The following is a 15304-nucleotide window of genomic DNA, read 5'->3' on the forward strand; positions in this document are numbered from 1 at the left end:
TGAGTCGTGCCCCGATGCGTCAGCCCCGTCTCCATTTCTGCGAGTACCCGATCGTGAAAACACTGAAGTGCACCACCGCCATGTTTGCTCTGGCATTAGCGACGTCGCCGTTCTCGGCTCGCGCGGACGTCACCGTGAAAATTGGCCAGGTGTCGCCGCTAACCGGCGAACTCTCGCATATCGGCAAGGATGACGAGAACGGCGTCAGGCTCGCGATCGAGGATCTGAATAGCAGGAAACTGCGTATCGGTGGACAGTCCGTGACGTTCGCGCTCGACTCGCAGGACGACGCCGCCGATCCCAAGACGGCAGTGACCGTGGCGCAAAAACTCATCGATGACAAGGTGGCGGGCGTCGTGGGACATGCGAATTCCGGCACGTCCATTCCCGCGTCCAAGATCTATTCCGACGCGGGCATTCCGATGATCACGGAGTCCGCGACCAACCCGAAGCTGACGGCGCAAGGCTACAAGTCGGTGTTTCGCATGGTTGCCAACGATGTCAGACAGGGAACGGTGATCGGCACCTACCTCGTCAAGGACCTGAAGGCGTCCAGGGTTGCCATCGTCGATGACCGCACGGCATACGGCCAGGGCCTCGCCGACGAGGTCGAGAAGGCCGTCAAGGCGGCGGGTGGCACCGTCGTGGCTCGAGAATACGGAACGGACAAAACGACCAACTGGATGGCCGTGCTGACCACGATCAAGAGTCATGTTCCAACCGGAATCGTGTTCACGGGTGGCGATACGCAGGCAGCCTCGTTCGCGCAACAGGCGCAGAAACTCGGCCTGAAGGCGAAACTGATTGCAGGCGATGAAGCGTGCACGCCGCAGTTCATCAAGCTGGCCGGATCGGCCATGACGGACAACACGTACTGCACGCTGGCAGGCGTGCCGCCTTCGAAGATGCCGCAGGGCGATGCGTTCTTCAAACGCTTCCAGCAGCGCTTCGGCACGCCTGTGCAACTCTACGCGCCTTATGCATACGATGCCGTGATGGCCATGGCGGGCGCGATGCAGGCAGCCGATTCCACCGACCCGAAGGTCTACCTCGCCAAGCTCCAGACTTTGAAAATAGATGGCGTGACCGGCCCCATCCAGTTCGATGCGAATGGCGACATTCGCAACGGCGCGATCACCGTTCGCCAGTTCGGACAAGGCGACTGGCACGATCGCAGCGTCGTCAGATAGCGAGCGGGTCTATTCCTCGAGATCGACGGGCACCGTCAAGCCGACCTTGACGCGGCTCATGCTGACCAGCGTCTTGAAGCGCTTGACGTTGTTGTTCGCGAAGAAGAGCTGCCGGGTCAACTCGTTGTACTGCTCCATATGCCGCACCGTCATGACGAGTACGAAGTCCCACTCGCCGGCGACGTAATAGCACTGCTGAACTTGCGGACACTGTGAGAACGTCCGCTTCATCGCGTCCAGCAGGTCGATCTGTTCACTCTCGACCTCGATGGACGTGATGATCGTGAGCGGCGATCCGACCTTCTCCGGCGCAACGATTGCCGCATACCGTTCGATCACGCCTTCGTCGGCAAGACGGCGCAGGCGCCGGTTCACGGCGGCAGTGGACAGACTGACGCGTGACCCAAGCTCGGTTTGCGGAATCTGCGCGTCCTGCTGTATTTCGCGCAGCAGCTTTCTGTCGAAGGTATCGAGAGTCGCGGCCATAGTCGTGCGTCAGCCCAGTCAAATGAGATTTTTTTTCATAAACAACCTGCATTTTGCGTCATATCGATGCGGGTCAAGCAATATTATTTTGGTGAAAGGTGACGAGTCGAGGGTGCGCTTCACGTCCGCTTCCCGACTGAAATCACGTTGTCCAACCGTCTTTCCGGAGTTCAATTGCAATGCTCATCGCCAACAAGCATGCGTCACGTACGTGCTACCCCAGTGACCTGACGCGGATCCTGAACGTGGCGGCGGCCCGGCAAAGCCGTGCATGGCTGTCGCATTGGGATCACCTCAATCCAAAGGCAACGCCGCTCTGGGATTTACCCGATGCCGCGGCGCGACTGGGCGTCGCGAAGCTATGCGTGAAAGACGAGTCCGTGCGCTCCCCGCTCGGCAGCTTCAAGGCGCTGGGCGCGCCCATCGCACTGGTCCGGCTGATCCTGCGCCTTTGGCCGATGCACGACCTCGACGCAATCGCCGTGATCGAAGGACGCTGCAAGGACATGCTCACGCATCTGACGGTGATCAGCGCGACGGACGGTAACCACGGCAAGGCGCTGGCGGCGGCCGCGCAAACCGTCGGCTGTGAATGCGTGATCGTGCTGCATGCCAATGTGAGCGTCGAACGCGAGCAGGCGATCGCTGCGTACGGTGCGAAGATCGTCCGCATCGCGGGCAACTACGACGAGTCGGTCGAAGAGGCAGCCCGGCTTGCTGCTGCAAACGGCTGGCATGTCGTTTCGGACACCTCGTACGAAGGCTACGAGGACATTCCTCGCGACGTGATGCAGGGATACGGAACCGTGGCAGCCGAAGTCATCGAGCAAAGCGCCAACGATCAGGCCGTCCCGGCATTTACCCACGTCTTTCTGCAAGGCGGCGTGGGCGGCCTTGCCGCGGGTATCGCGAGCTTTCTGTGGGAGACCTATGGCGCTGATCGGCCACACTTCGTCGTGGTCGAGCCGCAGCAGGCCGATTGCCTGTATCAAAGCGCGCTCGAAGGCCGCGCGGCAAGAACTCGCGGAGCGATCGATTCGCTGATGGCCGGGCTGGCTTGCGGCGAGACATCGCCGCTCGCGTGGAAAATCCTGCAGCCTTGCATCGATCACTTCATGACCATCCAGGACGACGATGCGATCGATGCCATGCGTACATTGGCCGGCGGCTCCGGGCGCGATGTGCCGCTGGTGGTTGGCGAGTCGGGCGCTGCGGGTTTCGCGGGTCTGACCGCGCTAATGTGCGACGCGAATCTGGCGCGAGCGGTCGGCTTGAATGCGGATTCGCGAGTGCTCGTCATCAGTACGGAAGGCGCGACCGCGCCCTCCGTTTACGCGCAATGCGTGGGCGAAACGGCTGCATCGGTCCTGGAACGCCAGGCCGATTGGCTCGGCCACCTCGCCCACTCATCGGCAGATATGGCATGACGCGTCGACATGCATTGAATTCGAACAGGATCTGAAACCATGGAAACGTCCCTGCAATCGCAGTTGAAAAGCTGGCGACAGCATCTGCATCGGCATCCGGAAACCGGCTTCGAGGAAGTCGCGACCGCCGATTACGTGGCGAACATTCTGCAAACACTCGGCCTCGAGGTTCACCGTGGAATTGGCGGTACCGGACTCGTGGCCAATCTCACCGTTGGGTCGGGAAAAGGCGTGATTGGACTGCGTGCCGACATGGATGCGCTCAATATCCTCGAAAACGCGCCTGAGCGTTCGCATGCGTCGTGTACGCACGGCAAGATGCACGCGTGTGGTCACGACGGCCACATGTCCATGATCCTCGGCGCGGCGCGCCTGCTTGGCGAGCGGCGCGACTTCAACGGTACGGTGCGGTTTATCTTCCAGCCCGCGGAGGAACACGGCCGCGGCGCAAAAGCGATGATGAGCGACGGACTCTTCGAGCGCTTCCCTGTCGACGCGATCTTCGGTGCGCACAATATGCCTGGCCAGCGGATCGGAACATTCGCGACCCGAGCCGGCGGAATCATGGCGAGCGAGGATAACTTCGTCATCCATATCAAGGCGCGCGGTACGCACGCGGCGCGGCCGCACATGGGCGTGGATCCCATCGTGATCGCGTCGCAAATCGTGCTGGCGCTTCAGACCATCGTTTCGCGCAACCTGGATCCGGGCTTACAGGCGGTGATTTCCTGCACCGAGTTCATCACGGACGGCATTCGCAACGTCATCCCGTCGAATGTGACGATCAAAGGCGACACGCGCAGCTACGCGCCGGAGGTGCAGCACATGCTTGCCACCCGCATGCGCGAAATCAGCGAAGGGATCTGCCACGCGCACGGGGCGGAGTGCTCGTTCGAATACACGCACGAATTTGCACCGACCGTGAACTCGGGGGATTATGTGGAGCTTGCCGTCTCGGCGGCCCGCAATATCGTCGGCGCCGAAAACGTCGAAGCCAACGTGCAGCCCATGATGATCTCCGAGGACTTCGGCGCCTTCCTGCAGGTCGTGCCGGGCAACTTTGCCTTCATCGGCAACGGGGATACGGGCAAGACGGGCGGCGTGCCGTTGCATAATGCAACGTATGACTTCAATGACGATATTTTGCTAACGGGTGCGCGATACTTCGCGGAAATAGCGAGGCTCGCACTCCCTCTCGCCTGAGACCGCTGATAAGCTCGTCAATGTTTGGCGAGAGTCCGGCGATAAAGGCCGCCTCCTCCTCATCATTACGAACGCAAACATCATCATGAAAGCTACCCCGGTTGTTGAAGACGCCATCTTTCACGCCCCGGAAGTCGTCGCCCTGCGGCAGAACCTTGCGCTGGCACTGCGTGCCGCCGCGCATCACGGCCTCGGCGAAGGGGTATGCAATCACTTCAGCATCGCACTGCCCGGCGAGCGCGGGCTTTTCCTGCTGAATCCGCGCGGCCTGATGTGGAGCGAAATCAAGGCGGACGACATCGTCATCGTGGATGGTCTCGGCAATCGCATCGCCGGCCGGCATGAGGTCGAGCCTACCGCCATGTTCATCCACGCGGCGGTCCATGACATCGCGGGCAAGCAGTGCGTGCTGCATACGCATATGCCCTATGCAACGGCCTTGACGCTGACTGAGGACTGCGGCCTCGATACCACGCTGTCGCAAAACGCAATGCGCTTCCACGGCCGGATCGCCTTGGACCGCGAGTACAACGGCCTGGCACTGGACGCCGGAGAAGGCGAACGGATCGCGCATGCGATGAATGGCAGCGACATCGTGTTCCTCGGCAACCACGGCGTGGTGGTGTGCGGCGAGCGCATCGACTACGCGTACGATGATCTTTACTATCTGGAACGGGCTTGCCAAAGCCAGGTGTTGGCGCTTTCCACGGGGCGGGCACTGAAGCCGGTGAACCCTGCCCTCGCGGCGCGCGTGGCAAATCAGGTGCAAAGCGAGCGGGCGCAGTCGGAACTGTTCTTCACGGCGTTGAGGCGCACACTTGGCGAACCTGAGTAGCGGACCACGGCGAGACGGGGTTGCGGCCGCGCCGCGTTTCGTGCAGAGTAGCAACTAATGAAAGACGAGGAAGCGAAGCCAACTGGCGCTCCGCCTCGATCATTTCGGCGCGGTATCGTCCGCTATTGAATAGAACCGAGTACCGAACGAGCAGCAAGACATCATGGACTTTTTGAGCATTCTCCCGCAACGACCTCCGGTGCCCGCCATGGCGGCCGGAGTCTGCTCGAGAACTCAATATGCGCGACAGAGGGGCTAAGCGCCTGCGCCTCGCGTGAGAATCGATGATCCGGACGCCCCTTGCGGGCGTTTTTTCATTTCAGGCCTGTTTTTACGCTGAATTCCGAATCCGGAGCACATCATGAAATTCTCACAGCAATTTTTCGCCAACAGTTTCTTCGAGCAGGACAACACCCGGCTGGAACTGACCGATCTCGCCCGCAAGGCATGCCTCGTCCATCAGGACGCTGCGGGACTCTACTCCTGGATGTCGCTCGGCCTGAGAGCGCAGCGGCGCGTCGAGCGCATCGTGCGCGAGGAGATGGAACGCGCCGGCTTTTGCGAAATCCAGATGAGCCTGCTGCAGGACGCCGATCTGTGGCGGCAAACCGGGCGGCTGGACGTGTATGGCGATGAGCTGATGCGGCTCACGAGCCGCTCTGGCCGGCTGTTTTGCCTCGGCGCCACGTGCGAGGAATTGGCCACCAACATGGTCAAGACGCACTACAACAGGACGGACATGAGCCTGGGCCTCTATCAGTTCGGCAACAAATACCGCGACGAACTGAGGACACGCGGCGGCCTCGCGCGCGCCAAGGAGTTCATCATGAAGGACGGCTATTCCTTCAATGCCACGGAAGACGGCGCGCGCGCGGCGTACGAGGCCGTTCGCGAAGCCTATGTGCGCATGTTCCGGCGACTGGGGCTGGACGCCATCGTGAAGTCCAGCGACAACGGGGAAATCGGCGGGCAAAGCTCGGAGGAGTTTCATGTCCTCAGCGAGCTCGGCGAAGACGAGACCGACGGCCAGAAATCGCTCGAGTGCGCGCACATTTTCGACCTGGGCGACCGTTACTCCAAGGCTATGGGGTTGGTGAACGCCAGAGGCGAATTCGTCAGAATGGGCTGCTTCGGCGTGGGCGTCTCACGCCTCGCCATGCTCCTGCTCAGCCGACAGCGCGACGAACGCGGCTTTTGGGGCAGCGAGTCATTCAACACCTTCGACGTCGTGCTCACGGTCATTGACTGGGAACGTCAGGAACGCCAGGAGGCTGCCCAGGCGCTGCTGTGCGATCTGCAAACAAGAGGATTGAGCGTGCTGGTCGACGATCGCCTCGCGCAAGCCGGAAAGAAGCTCGCCGATGCCGAGTTGATCGCGTGCCGGCAACGCGTCGTGGTCAGCGGCAAAGCACTCGCGTCGGGCCGCTTCGAGTGGATGGATCGGCGGACTCTTGCGCGTGAAGATGCGTCGGCGGCGGAGATCGTGGCGCTTTGCGCGAGATAGCTCTGACAACGTGTGTGGTTCGGTATCTGCTTCAGGGCGGGCTGGCTCGTTACTGATCCGCGCACGCCCGCAAGCAGAGGAGCGTCATGTTAGCAGCGGGGTTTTCATGCGCGCTCACAGGACTTGCGCAATGACCGCCTCACCGAAGCCACTTCCGCACATCCTTCTCCCATTCCGGGTCGCCGCAGCCCTGCGGGTTTTCCGGCCCGAGCACGGTGATGTAGCCTTTGCTCTTCATGCACGATTCGTAGGCGCGAACTTTCGTGCATTGACCCGGGCCCGCGTTCCGTGACACGGCTTTGCATTGCGCGATCGTCCTGTCCATCGGACCGAAGTCCATATCGCTTGCCTGGTTGAGCATCGGCGCGTCGGCGCCCGACGCGGAGAACTCGACCGGGCCGGTCTGTGCGCAGGCACTCAATGCACCGGCCAATACGGTAATGAAGAGAAGGTGAACACGCGGTTGCATGGGGCGGCTCCTGTTTGGCAGAGGTTGCGAAATCATACGCCCGCGCGGGTGTATATCGTTACCGTTAGCTCCCATGGAAGCGTCGAGCATGATTCACACGTTTCTCACCAGCGCCAGGTCGTGTCATGATTTGCCTACCGAGCGTTTCGCATCGACCAACGCCTTGCCCGCTCTGAACGCCCGCCGGCTTTCACCTCAATGGAAACTTTCAACACCGACATGACCACGCCCACATCGAATGCTTCCCCCGGCATCGCCTTGGCCCGTCTGAACGCCCTTGGCCTCGCCTTGCCGAATGTGCCCGCGCCACGCGGCGCGTTCAAACCGTTTTCACGCTCCGGCTCGTTGATCTTCCTCTCCGGACAAATCTGCGAATGGGAAGGCGAAGTGCGATTCAGCGGTCCGGTCGGCGAAGTTCACGATCTTCAGGCCGGACAGCAAGCCGCGCAGATCTGCGCGCTGAACCTGCTGGCGGCGTTGCAGCTCGCGCTGGACGGCGACCTGGACCGAGTGGTCTGTTGCCACCGCGTCGGCGGCTTCGTGTATGCGACGCCCGGTTATCCGGACGTGCCGAAAGTGATCAACGGGGCATCCGATCTCTTCTTCGAGGTGTTCGGCGAGCGCGGCCGGCATGCGCGGACGGCGGTCGGCGTCGCCACCCTGCCCGCCGCGGCATCCGTCGAGGTGGAGGCTATCTTCGAGGTTCGCTAAGGCGTCGCCGTTCCGAGCATCGGCATGGGATCTCTTCCGGCATGCGCTTCAGCCGCGAACATATCGACCAGTTCACGCGCGAACAGCGGCAGCGTGTCGAGATCGCGCACGCAGACATGGAGCCTGCGCAACGCCCAACTATCGGTCAACGCGATCGCGGTAATGCGCATGGTTGGCACGAGCCTGCGCGCCACGGAGTCGGGAATCACGCCGATGCCGACGGTCGCCTCGATCATCCGGCACACCGCGTCGAAATTGCCCATCTCAGCGCGAAAGCGGAACGGCCGCCCGGCCTCGGCAGCAGCCCGCACGAGGAACGCGTGAATCGCGCTCCATTCCGACAAGCCGACGTAATCGAACCCAAGTGTTTCGGCGAATGCCACCGCTTCACGGCCTTCCAGCACGTGACCGCTCGGCACGATCAGCACGAGGCGATCGTCGCGACATGGCAAGTAGTGCAGGTTTTCCGCAGGCGGACAGCCCGCGACAATGCCGAGATCGGCAGCGCCGTCGGCAACCGCCCTTGCAATCGCCTGACTGCCGCTCTCGCGCAGTTCAAGGTCGACATCCGGATGCGAGGCGAGAAAACGGCTCAGGATGTTCGGCATCACCTCCATCATCGCCGTGGTATTGCCGAGCACGCGCAGGCGCCCTTTGACGCCTCGCGCGAATTCCTGCATATCGCCGTGCAACTGCTCGACCTGCGCGATGAGAATGCGCGCATGCCGCATCAGCTCCTCGCCGGAACGCGTGAGCGTCACGCCCTGATTGGTGCGGTACAGCAAAGGCGTGCGGAAATAGTCTTCGAGGTTCTTGATCCGCATGCTGGCCGCGGGCGCCGACAGGTGCGATTTCTCCGCCGCCCGCGTGAGACTCAATGAATCGCCGATGTTCACCATCAACTGCATGTCGGTCAGATCGAAATGCATCGCCATAACGTGGATTGTCTCCTCAGCGGCAAACCGGGGCGCGGGTGTCACGCTTTGCACGCGACCTCGCGCGTGACTTATGTTACCCCCTCCGGCGTGCCGCATCATCATGGCGATGTTCGCAAGCACGCATTCAGACCAGACCCAGGTCTTTGCGCACATTCGGCAAGAACTCCATCATCGCGACCTGAAACAGGAACTGCGCGCCCTGGATCATGATGAAGTTCATGCCGGCGTCGTGCAGCCGTTTCACCCGCTGACGCATTTCCTCCATCGTATAGGCGTAACTCGTATTAGCGCCGACCATGATGCCGCGCTCCTGCGCTTTCTTCACACCACGGTCCACCAGCTTCCACAGGTCCGGGCTATTGAAGTCCGGTTTCTTCGCATTGCCGCCCAGTACTTTCGACAGATCGGTCATGGCGAAGAAGAACATCTTCAGATCGGGATGGTCGAGTACCTTGTCGAAATCGTCGATGCCGCCCTGGCTCTCCACGTGCGGAATGATGTACGTGGCCTGCGCCATCTCGTCGGTGCGTTGCTCCCATTCGCGGCTGTTGAACGGATGAATCCATAGCGCGCGCCGGTGCCAGTCGCGCGCAATTTCCAGCGCCTCGTTGATTTCCTGCAGGCCCGAATGCGAGATCAGCACGTATTCCGCGCCCAGACCTTGCAGTCGCGACAGATCGACACCGATGCGCGCATCGTAGCCATGCCACGGATTGGTCTGCATGCGCACGACCGGCGTGATGCCGGCCGCCTCGCAGGTGCGGATCATGTTCTGCACGTCATGGAAGTCCATGCCGGTAAACATCATGTCGATCATGATCCAGTCGAAGCCGAGATGCGCGCACAGTTCCGCGGTTTCGGGATCGTTCGCCCACACGCCGAGTGCGGTGCGGCCCGATTTCATCGTGTCCATCAGCATGTTCTTCGGTTTCATACCCTGCTCCTTCAGACGCCCGCGAGCGGGCAGATTGCGCAGACGGCTGTCTGCTTCAGTTCGGTGTGACCGGTTGCATGGAACGCGGCGCGCTCCAACTGCGAAAGCAGGTCTTGAGAATCGCCATGAAGACGATGCCGACCGCCATCTGCAATAGCGAGTAACTCGCGAGGCGCGAGAAATCGCCGACATTCCACGCTTCGAATGCGAGTACGGAGAACGTGCGGTCCGCCGCGGTGTAGAGAATCACGACCATCGAGAGCTCGGTCATGAAGAAGCTGAAGAGCAGCAGCCAGGCCGCGATCACACTGGCGCGAATGAGCGGCAATGTGATGTGCGTGAACGTGCGCAACGGTCCATAGCCGCACACGCGCGCGCTTTCCTCGAGCTCGGGATGCACCTGGATCAGGCTGGCCGACACCGAACGCACCGCATAGGCGGTAAATCGGCCGACGAACGCGAAGACGATGATCAGCGTGGTGCCGTAGACGGAGAGCGGCACGTTGATCCAGAACAGCAGCATGCCGACGCCGAACGCAATGCCCGGCATCGAAATGGGCAGTAGGATCACGTATTCGAGCAGGCCCTTGCCACGCAGCCGGGTCCGCACGACGATCCACGCAATCACGATGCCCGCGAGCGTCGCCGTGGTCGCGGATATCACCGAGATGAGCACGCTGTTTTGCAGCGTGAACCACACGTCGTCCGACTGCAGATAGGCGATTGCCGTGGCGAACGAATATTCGCCGGACCAGGTGTAGCGCGACAGCGCCGCGGCGATCAGGATCGCGATCGGCGCGAGGATCGTGGACACGACATAAAGCGCCGCAAGCGCGCCGGTGGCCCAGCGCCAGCCGCCGAGTTCGACGAGCCGTGGCCGAAAACCTTTACCGCTGATGGTCGTGTAGACGCGCTTGCCGACCAGCACGCGTTGCAGCCATGTCGTGAAGCTCGACAACGCGAGCAGATAGATCGACAGCACAGCCATCACGCCATAGTTGGGCGGCACTTCCTGCGAGCCGATCCAGATACGCGAGGTCAGCATGAGAATCTGCCGCGACCAGCCGAGTACGACCGGCGTGCCGAAAAGGCCGATGGCGATCGTAAACGCCAGCACGGCGCCAGACAGCACGGCCGGCGTGAGCAGCGGTATCGTGATGCGGCGCATGGTCTGTAAAGGCGTGAGGCCGCACACCTGCGCCGCTTCCTCGAGGCTCGGGTCCATGCTGCGCAGCGCCGCCGCGACGATCATCATCACGTACGGCGCGAGATACAGGCCGATCACGATCAGCATGCCCCAGCGGCTGTAGACGTCCAGCACGCCCGGCAAACCGAGCGTCGTGAGCAGCCGGTTCATGATGCCGCTGCGGGGGGCGGCAAGGAGCGCCCACGCGACCGCGCCGACGAACGGTGGAATAAAGATCGGCAACTGGCTGATCCATTGCAGCACGCCGCGCATCCACGTATCGGTACGCTCGAAGATCCACGCGAACGACACGCCGAGCAGCGTGGCGATCGTGGCCGCGCCGCCCGACACGAGCAGCGTGTTCGCCAACGCGTCCCAGTAGATCCGTTTGCCCAGCACTTCGGCGAAGTAACGGCTCGTCAACGACGGCGCGCCTGCGTCCACGTCGAAGACGGCGCGATACAGCACGGCGCACAACGGCGCGATCACGAGGACGGCGACGGCGCCGCAGATCAGCACGACCGCCATGATCGCCGGCAACTGCTGCATGAACCGGTGGCGCTGCACGGTGTGACGCTCCGAAAGAGGCAGATCGGCCAAGGTCACGCTCCTATCACGCGTATGTCGTCCGCCGTCACTTCGATACTGACCGCGTCGCCCGGCAGACGCGGGCCCGCGTCGAGTTGCACGACGCTCATCTGGCCGAACGCGGTATCGATCCGATACTCGGTGCGATTGCCGACGAAACTCGCCTCGGCGACGCGCCCGGCAATCGAGCCAGGTGCGCCGGATTGACGCACACGCCACTTCTCCGGGCGAATGCACAACAGTTCGCCGGGCCGCGGCGGTTGCGCGAGCGCGGCGGGCAATGTCAGACCACCGGGCATCGCGAACACCGCGCCGTTCGTGCCCATTTGCCATTCGTAGTCCGCGATGATGTTCGCCCGCCCCAGAAACTCCGCTGCATGACGCGTGGCGGGACGATCGTAGAGATCCTTCGGCGCGCCCTTCTGGATTACCGTGCCGGCGTGATACAGGTAGACGGTGTCGGCAATCGACATCGCTTCTTCCTGATCATGCGTGACGAACAGAATGGTGCGGCCAAGACGCCGCTGCAATTCACGGATTTCGATGCGCATCTCCACGCGCAGTTTCGCGTCGAGATTGCTGAGCGGCTCGTCCATCAGAATGACGGGCGCCTCGGACACGATGGCGCGAGCGAGCGCCACGCGCTGCTGCTGGCCGCCTGATAACTGCGTCGCGCTGCGCTCGGCGAACGTGTCGAGCCCGACAAGCCGCAGCGTCGCCATCACCGCGTCGCGTGCCTTTGCGCCGCCGAAGCCGGCCGCCCGCAGCGGCAAGGCGACATTTTCGAACACGCTCATATGCGGCCAGATTGCATACGACTGAAACACCATCGACACATGACGGCGTTCGGGCGGCACCCACAGCGCGGGCGCAGCCTGATACACGGTTCGTCCCGCGATCACGATCTCGCCATCCGAAGGCCGCTCCAATCCCGCGATACAGCGCAGCGTCGTCGTCTTGCCGCAGCCGCTCGCGCCGAGCAGTACCGATATCTGCGCCTCGGCGAAACTCTCGCTGACCGATTTCAGCACCGGTTGCGCGCCATAGGATTTTTGCAGGCGGCGAATGATGATCGACATGTGTGACCTCACCTGATTCCCGTTGCTTTCTGCCACAACTCGATGAGCTGCGTCTGCTGCCTGAGCGCGGCGTCGATGTCGAGCGGCAGCACTTTCACTGTCTCGAGTTTCGGCATGCCTTGCGGCGGCGCAGAGCCATTACGCAGCGCGTATTCGTTCGCTTTCTGGATGATCGCCTGCGCGTCGCTCATCATGAAATCGACGAACAGCTTCGCCGCCGCCGGATGCGGCGCGCCCTTCAGCGCCGCGACCGAAAATGGCGTCGACACGGTGCCGGATTTGGGCACGATGAATTCGAGCGGCGCACCCTTCGCGACCGCGCCGCTATAGTGGTTGTTGACCACATAGAACATCAGTGGCTTTTCTCCAGACAGCATTTTCGACAGACCGGCCGGCGTGGTCGGCGTCAATTCCGCGCCGGATTTGATGAGCCCCTGGTAAATCGCCACGGTGCGCTGTTCGCCGAAGTTCTGGTACAGCGTTGCAAGCAGCGAGAAAGCCGCCGACGATGTACGCGGATCGTAAAACGTGATCTGGTTCTGCCACTCCTTCTTCGGATTGGCGAAATCCATCCAGTCTTGCGGCGGCTGCATGCCGTTCAGATACTGCTTGTTTGCGCCGACGCCGAGAATCAGCGTCTTCACACGTTCGAAGTTCTTGCCGGCGGGCGCGGCATCGGCGGGAAAGTTCTTCAGCTCCGGCGAGTGATACGGGTCGAGTAGTTGCTCGTTCTGCATCCGCGTGAAGACGTCTTCCAGCGAGAAGAACGCGTCCGCGGCCTGCTTGCCTGCATTGCGCTCGGCGATATGGCGGTTGTAGATCTGCCAGCAGCCCGCTACGTAAGAACTGACCTTGATCTCCGGATAGTGCTTCTTGAATGCGTCGAGATACACCGGCGTTTGCGGCGGATCGCATCCGTAGACCACGAGGCTGCCCTCTTTCTTCGCCTGCTCGATCAGCGCGGGATCGCTCGCGAAGGCCGTGCGCGAGACCATCGGCAAGAGTGCCAGCAGCGCCGCCAATACGCCGATCCAGGTTCGCATCGGGGCTCGTAGCATGTCTGTCTCCAATGGTCTTATGTTATTTCTCGCCCCGCTCATGGACGCGGTGCGTCGTGGGCTTTATCGAGCATCGCCGATAATCGCCGCATACGGAATTTCGATATGCTGAACGTCGATTTAAGCGTGGACGAAGATCCGGGTTATCGCGGATGTGCCCCGTGTTTTGCGCGAAACAGCTTGCTTGTCACGCAGGTCGATCTATAACGTGAATCCTGTTGGCCCGCGATTTTGGGCCTCGAATTTCGACACGCGATGGAGTTCACGATGGCAAGCACCCCCGCCAGCAACCGCACGCTCTCGCAAACGCTCGCTGCGTTTGCTCACTCGCTCAACCTCGACGAAGTGCCGCGCCACGTATGCACGCGCGCCAAGCACCTGATCCTCGACGCGGTCGGCATTGCGTTCGCGTCCCATCGCAACGAATTCGCCGACGTGATGCTGCGCGGCATCAGGGCGCTCGGTGAAAGCGGCGTCAGTCCGGTGATCGGCAGCAGCGATACGCATACCGTGCGCAATGCGGTGCTGCTCAACGCGGCGCTGATGCACGGGCTCGATTACGACGACACGCATATGAAAGGCATCGTGCACGCAACCGCCTTTTGCGCGCCGGCAGCGCTGTGTGTGGCCAACGAAACCGGCGCCAGCGGGCGCGCTGCGCTCGCCGCGTATCTGGTGGGTATGGAAGTCGCCACGCGTCTCGGCGCGGCGGCGAAAGGCGGCTTTCATCATGCCGGCTATCACCCGACCGGTGTGTTGTCACACTTTGCCGCCGCGTTGATCGCGGGCCGTCTCCATGGACTGGACGCCGCGCAACTGGCCGCGGCGCAAGGCATCGCCGCGAGCACCGCGTCCGGCGTGCAGGTGTTTCTCGAAGAAGGCACGTGGTCCAAGCGCCTGCATCCGGGCTGGGGCTGCGTTGGCGGCATCACGGCGGCGCGGCTCGCGCAGGCCGGTTTTGTTGCGCCGTCGCGCCCTTATGAAGGACGTTACGGGCTATTCGATTCGCACCTGCAGCAACATGCGGGCGAAGTCGATTTCGCCATGGCGAGCGCGGGTCTCGGCGAAATCTGGGAAACGGAACAGATGGCAATCAAACCGTACCCTGTATGCCACTTTCTGCATTCGATCGCGGAGGCCGGTGCCGATCTGGCGCACGACGGCCAGATCGATCTGAGCCGGATCAGCCGCATTCGCGCACTGCTGCCCGAACCGGTCATGCCGATCGTCACCGAGCCGCTCGAGGCGAAAAGACGGCCGAGCACGAACTATGAAGCGAAGTTCAGTGCACAGTATGTGGCGGCGACCTCCCTCGTGCGCGGCCGCTTCGGACTGGCCGAACTGGAACCCGACGCGCTCGCCGATGAGCGCGTTCTGGCGCTGTCCGCGCGAGTGGAATGCGTGGCCGACCCCGACAGCGCGTTTCCCGCCTACTACTCGGGCGGCATGATCGTCGATACGGACGACGGCCGGCAGCATCGCCGCTATTACCGCATCAACAAAGGCGCCGGTGAACGCGCGCTGTCCAATGAAGCAATCGTCGCGAAGTACTTCGAGAACGCGTGCTGGGCCGTCAGCCACGCACGCGCCGAACAGGTTCGCGATGCGGTGCTCGCGCTCGACGAACTGCAAAGCAACGACCTGTGGGCCGTGCTTCGCGGAGGCTGAACCCGGCGCCGCTAGTGCGCCGACTACG

At 62.2% G+C, this 15304-nt stretch carries 14 protein-coding genes; 7 read left to right on the forward strand and 7 right to left on the reverse strand.

The features are described 5' to 3' along the window. Positions 1-80: 80 nt before the first annotated feature. Complete coding sequence (locus PQR42_RS16610; RefSeq protein WP_408386789.1) at positions 81-1190, forward strand: branched-chain amino acid ABC transporter substrate-binding protein; 1110 nt, start codon at positions 81-83, stop codon at positions 1188-1190. Between the two features lie 9 nt (positions 1191-1199). On the opposite strand, the gene PQR42_RS16615 is transcribed toward PQR42_RS16610, so the two are convergent. Continuing rightward, positions 1200-1676, reverse strand: coding sequence for an Lrp/AsnC family transcriptional regulator (locus PQR42_RS16615; protein WP_408205437.1), 477 nt, complete (start codon positions 1674-1676; stop codon positions 1200-1202). Positions 1677-1855: 179 nt separating this feature from the next. Here PQR42_RS16615 and PQR42_RS16620 point away from each other — a divergent pair, with 179 nt between their 5' ends. The 4 genes from PQR42_RS16620 (at position 1856) to PQR42_RS16635 (ending at position 6645) form a co-directional block, all read left to right on the forward strand. Continuing rightward, complete coding sequence (locus PQR42_RS16620) at positions 1856-3103, forward strand: diaminopropionate ammonia-lyase (protein ID WP_408386493.1); 1248 nt, start codon at positions 1856-1858, stop codon at positions 3101-3103. A gap of 39 nt (positions 3104-3142) precedes the next feature. Then, positions 3143-4306, forward strand: a complete 1164-nt coding sequence (locus PQR42_RS16625; protein ID WP_408386491.1) for a M20 aminoacylase family protein — start codon at positions 3143-3145, stop codon at positions 4304-4306. Positions 4307-4391: 85 nt separating this feature from the next. After that, positions 4392-5141 carry an aldolase gene (locus PQR42_RS16630; RefSeq protein ID WP_408205435.1) on the forward strand — a complete coding sequence of 250 codons (750 nt, stop codon included), beginning with the start codon at positions 4392-4394 and terminating at the stop codon, positions 5139-5141. 361 nt (positions 5142-5502) lie between these two features. Further along, on the forward strand, positions 5503-6645 hold the full coding sequence (locus PQR42_RS16635) for an aminoacyl--tRNA ligase-related protein (protein WP_408386489.1): 1143 nt from the start codon (positions 5503-5505) through the stop codon (positions 6643-6645). Between the two features lie 139 nt (positions 6646-6784). Here PQR42_RS16635 and PQR42_RS16640 read toward each other — a convergent pair whose 3' ends face one another. Beyond that, on the reverse strand, positions 6785-7114 hold the full coding sequence (locus PQR42_RS16640; protein WP_408205433.1) for a hypothetical protein: 330 nt from the start codon (positions 7112-7114) through the stop codon (positions 6785-6787). 198 nt (positions 7115-7312) lie between these two features. On the opposite strand from PQR42_RS16640, the gene PQR42_RS16645 reads away from it, so the two are divergent. Beyond that, positions 7313-7825 (forward strand): RidA family protein, encoded by a 513-nt coding sequence (locus PQR42_RS16645; RefSeq protein ID WP_408386487.1) that lies wholly within the window; start codon positions 7313-7315, stop codon positions 7823-7825. On the opposite strand, the gene PQR42_RS16650 is transcribed toward PQR42_RS16645, so the two are convergent. The 5 genes from PQR42_RS16650 to PQR42_RS16670 form a co-directional block, all read right to left on the reverse strand. After that, a complete protein-coding gene (locus PQR42_RS16650; protein ID WP_408205431.1) occupies positions 7822-8760 on the reverse strand; it encodes a LysR family transcriptional regulator in 939 nt (312 codons plus the stop codon). The genes PQR42_RS16645 and PQR42_RS16650 overlap by 4 nt on opposite strands. A gap of 127 nt (positions 8761-8887) precedes the next feature. After that, positions 8888-9697 carry an aldolase/citrate lyase family protein gene (locus PQR42_RS16655; RefSeq protein ID WP_408205430.1) on the reverse strand — a complete coding sequence of 270 codons (810 nt, stop codon included), beginning with the start codon at positions 9695-9697 and terminating at the stop codon, positions 8888-8890. Between the two features lie 55 nt (positions 9698-9752). After that, entirely contained in the window at positions 9753-11483 is a 1731-nt protein-coding gene (locus PQR42_RS16660; protein ID WP_408386485.1) for an ABC transporter permease, read from the reverse strand. Between the two features lie 2 nt (positions 11484-11485). Further along, positions 11486-12550 (reverse strand): ABC transporter ATP-binding protein, encoded by a 1065-nt coding sequence (locus tag PQR42_RS16665; RefSeq protein WP_408386482.1) that lies wholly within the window; start codon positions 12548-12550, stop codon positions 11486-11488. A gap of 8 nt (positions 12551-12558) precedes the next feature. Continuing rightward, positions 12559-13608 (reverse strand): ABC transporter substrate-binding protein, encoded by a 1050-nt coding sequence (locus PQR42_RS16670; RefSeq protein WP_408205427.1) that lies wholly within the window; start codon positions 13606-13608, stop codon positions 12559-12561. 267 nt (positions 13609-13875) lie between these two features. Here PQR42_RS16670 and PQR42_RS16675 point away from each other — a divergent pair, with 267 nt between their 5' ends. After that, positions 13876-15276, forward strand: coding sequence for an MmgE/PrpD family protein (locus PQR42_RS16675; RefSeq protein WP_408386480.1), 1401 nt, complete (start codon positions 13876-13878; stop codon positions 15274-15276). The last annotated feature ends 28 nt before the right edge of the window (positions 15277-15304 follow it).

Origin of the sequence: Paraburkholderia sediminicola, assembly GCF_046027355.1 — a bacterium.
GTDB classification, from domain to species: domain Bacteria; phylum Pseudomonadota; class Gammaproteobacteria; order Burkholderiales; family Burkholderiaceae; genus Paraburkholderia; species Paraburkholderia sediminicola_B.

Coding starts and splice junctions, on each gene's coding strand:
- PQR42_RS16610 (WP_408386789.1), top strand. CDS start 81: ATGTTTGCTCTGGCATTAGCGACGTCGCCGTTCTCGGCTCGCGCGGAC.
- PQR42_RS16635 (WP_408386489.1), top strand. CDS start 5,503: ATGAAATTCTCACAGCAATTTTTCGCCAACAGTTTCTTCGAGCAGGAC.
- PQR42_RS16645 (WP_408386487.1), top strand. CDS start 7,313: ATGGAAACTTTCAACACCGACATGACCACGCCCACATCGAATGCTTCC.
- PQR42_RS16640 (WP_408205433.1), bottom strand. CDS start 7,114: ATGCAACCGCGTGTTCACCTTCTCTTCATTACCGTATTGGCCGGTGCA.
- PQR42_RS16655 (WP_408205430.1), bottom strand. CDS start 9,697: ATGAAACCGAAGAACATGCTGATGGACACGATGAAATCGGGCCGCACC.
- PQR42_RS16625 (WP_408386491.1), top strand. CDS start 3,143: ATGGAAACGTCCCTGCAATCGCAGTTGAAAAGCTGGCGACAGCATCTG.
- PQR42_RS16665 (WP_408386482.1), bottom strand. CDS start 12,550: ATGTCGATCATCATTCGCCGCCTGCAAAAATCCTATGGCGCGCAACCG.
- PQR42_RS16615 (WP_408205437.1), bottom strand. CDS start 1,676: ATGGCCGCGACTCTCGATACCTTCGACAGAAAGCTGCTGCGCGAAATA.
- PQR42_RS16620 (WP_408386493.1), top strand. CDS start 1,856: ATGCTCATCGCCAACAAGCATGCGTCACGTACGTGCTACCCCAGTGAC.
- PQR42_RS16670 (WP_408205427.1), bottom strand. CDS start 13,608: ATGCTACGAGCCCCGATGCGAACCTGGATCGGCGTATTGGCGGCGCTG.
- PQR42_RS16650 (WP_408205431.1), bottom strand. CDS start 8,760: ATGGCGATGCATTTCGATCTGACCGACATGCAGTTGATGGTGAACATC.
- PQR42_RS16675 (WP_408386480.1), top strand. CDS start 13,876: ATGGCAAGCACCCCCGCCAGCAACCGCACGCTCTCGCAAACGCTCGCT.
- PQR42_RS16630 (WP_408205435.1), top strand. CDS start 4,392: ATGAAAGCTACCCCGGTTGTTGAAGACGCCATCTTTCACGCCCCGGAA.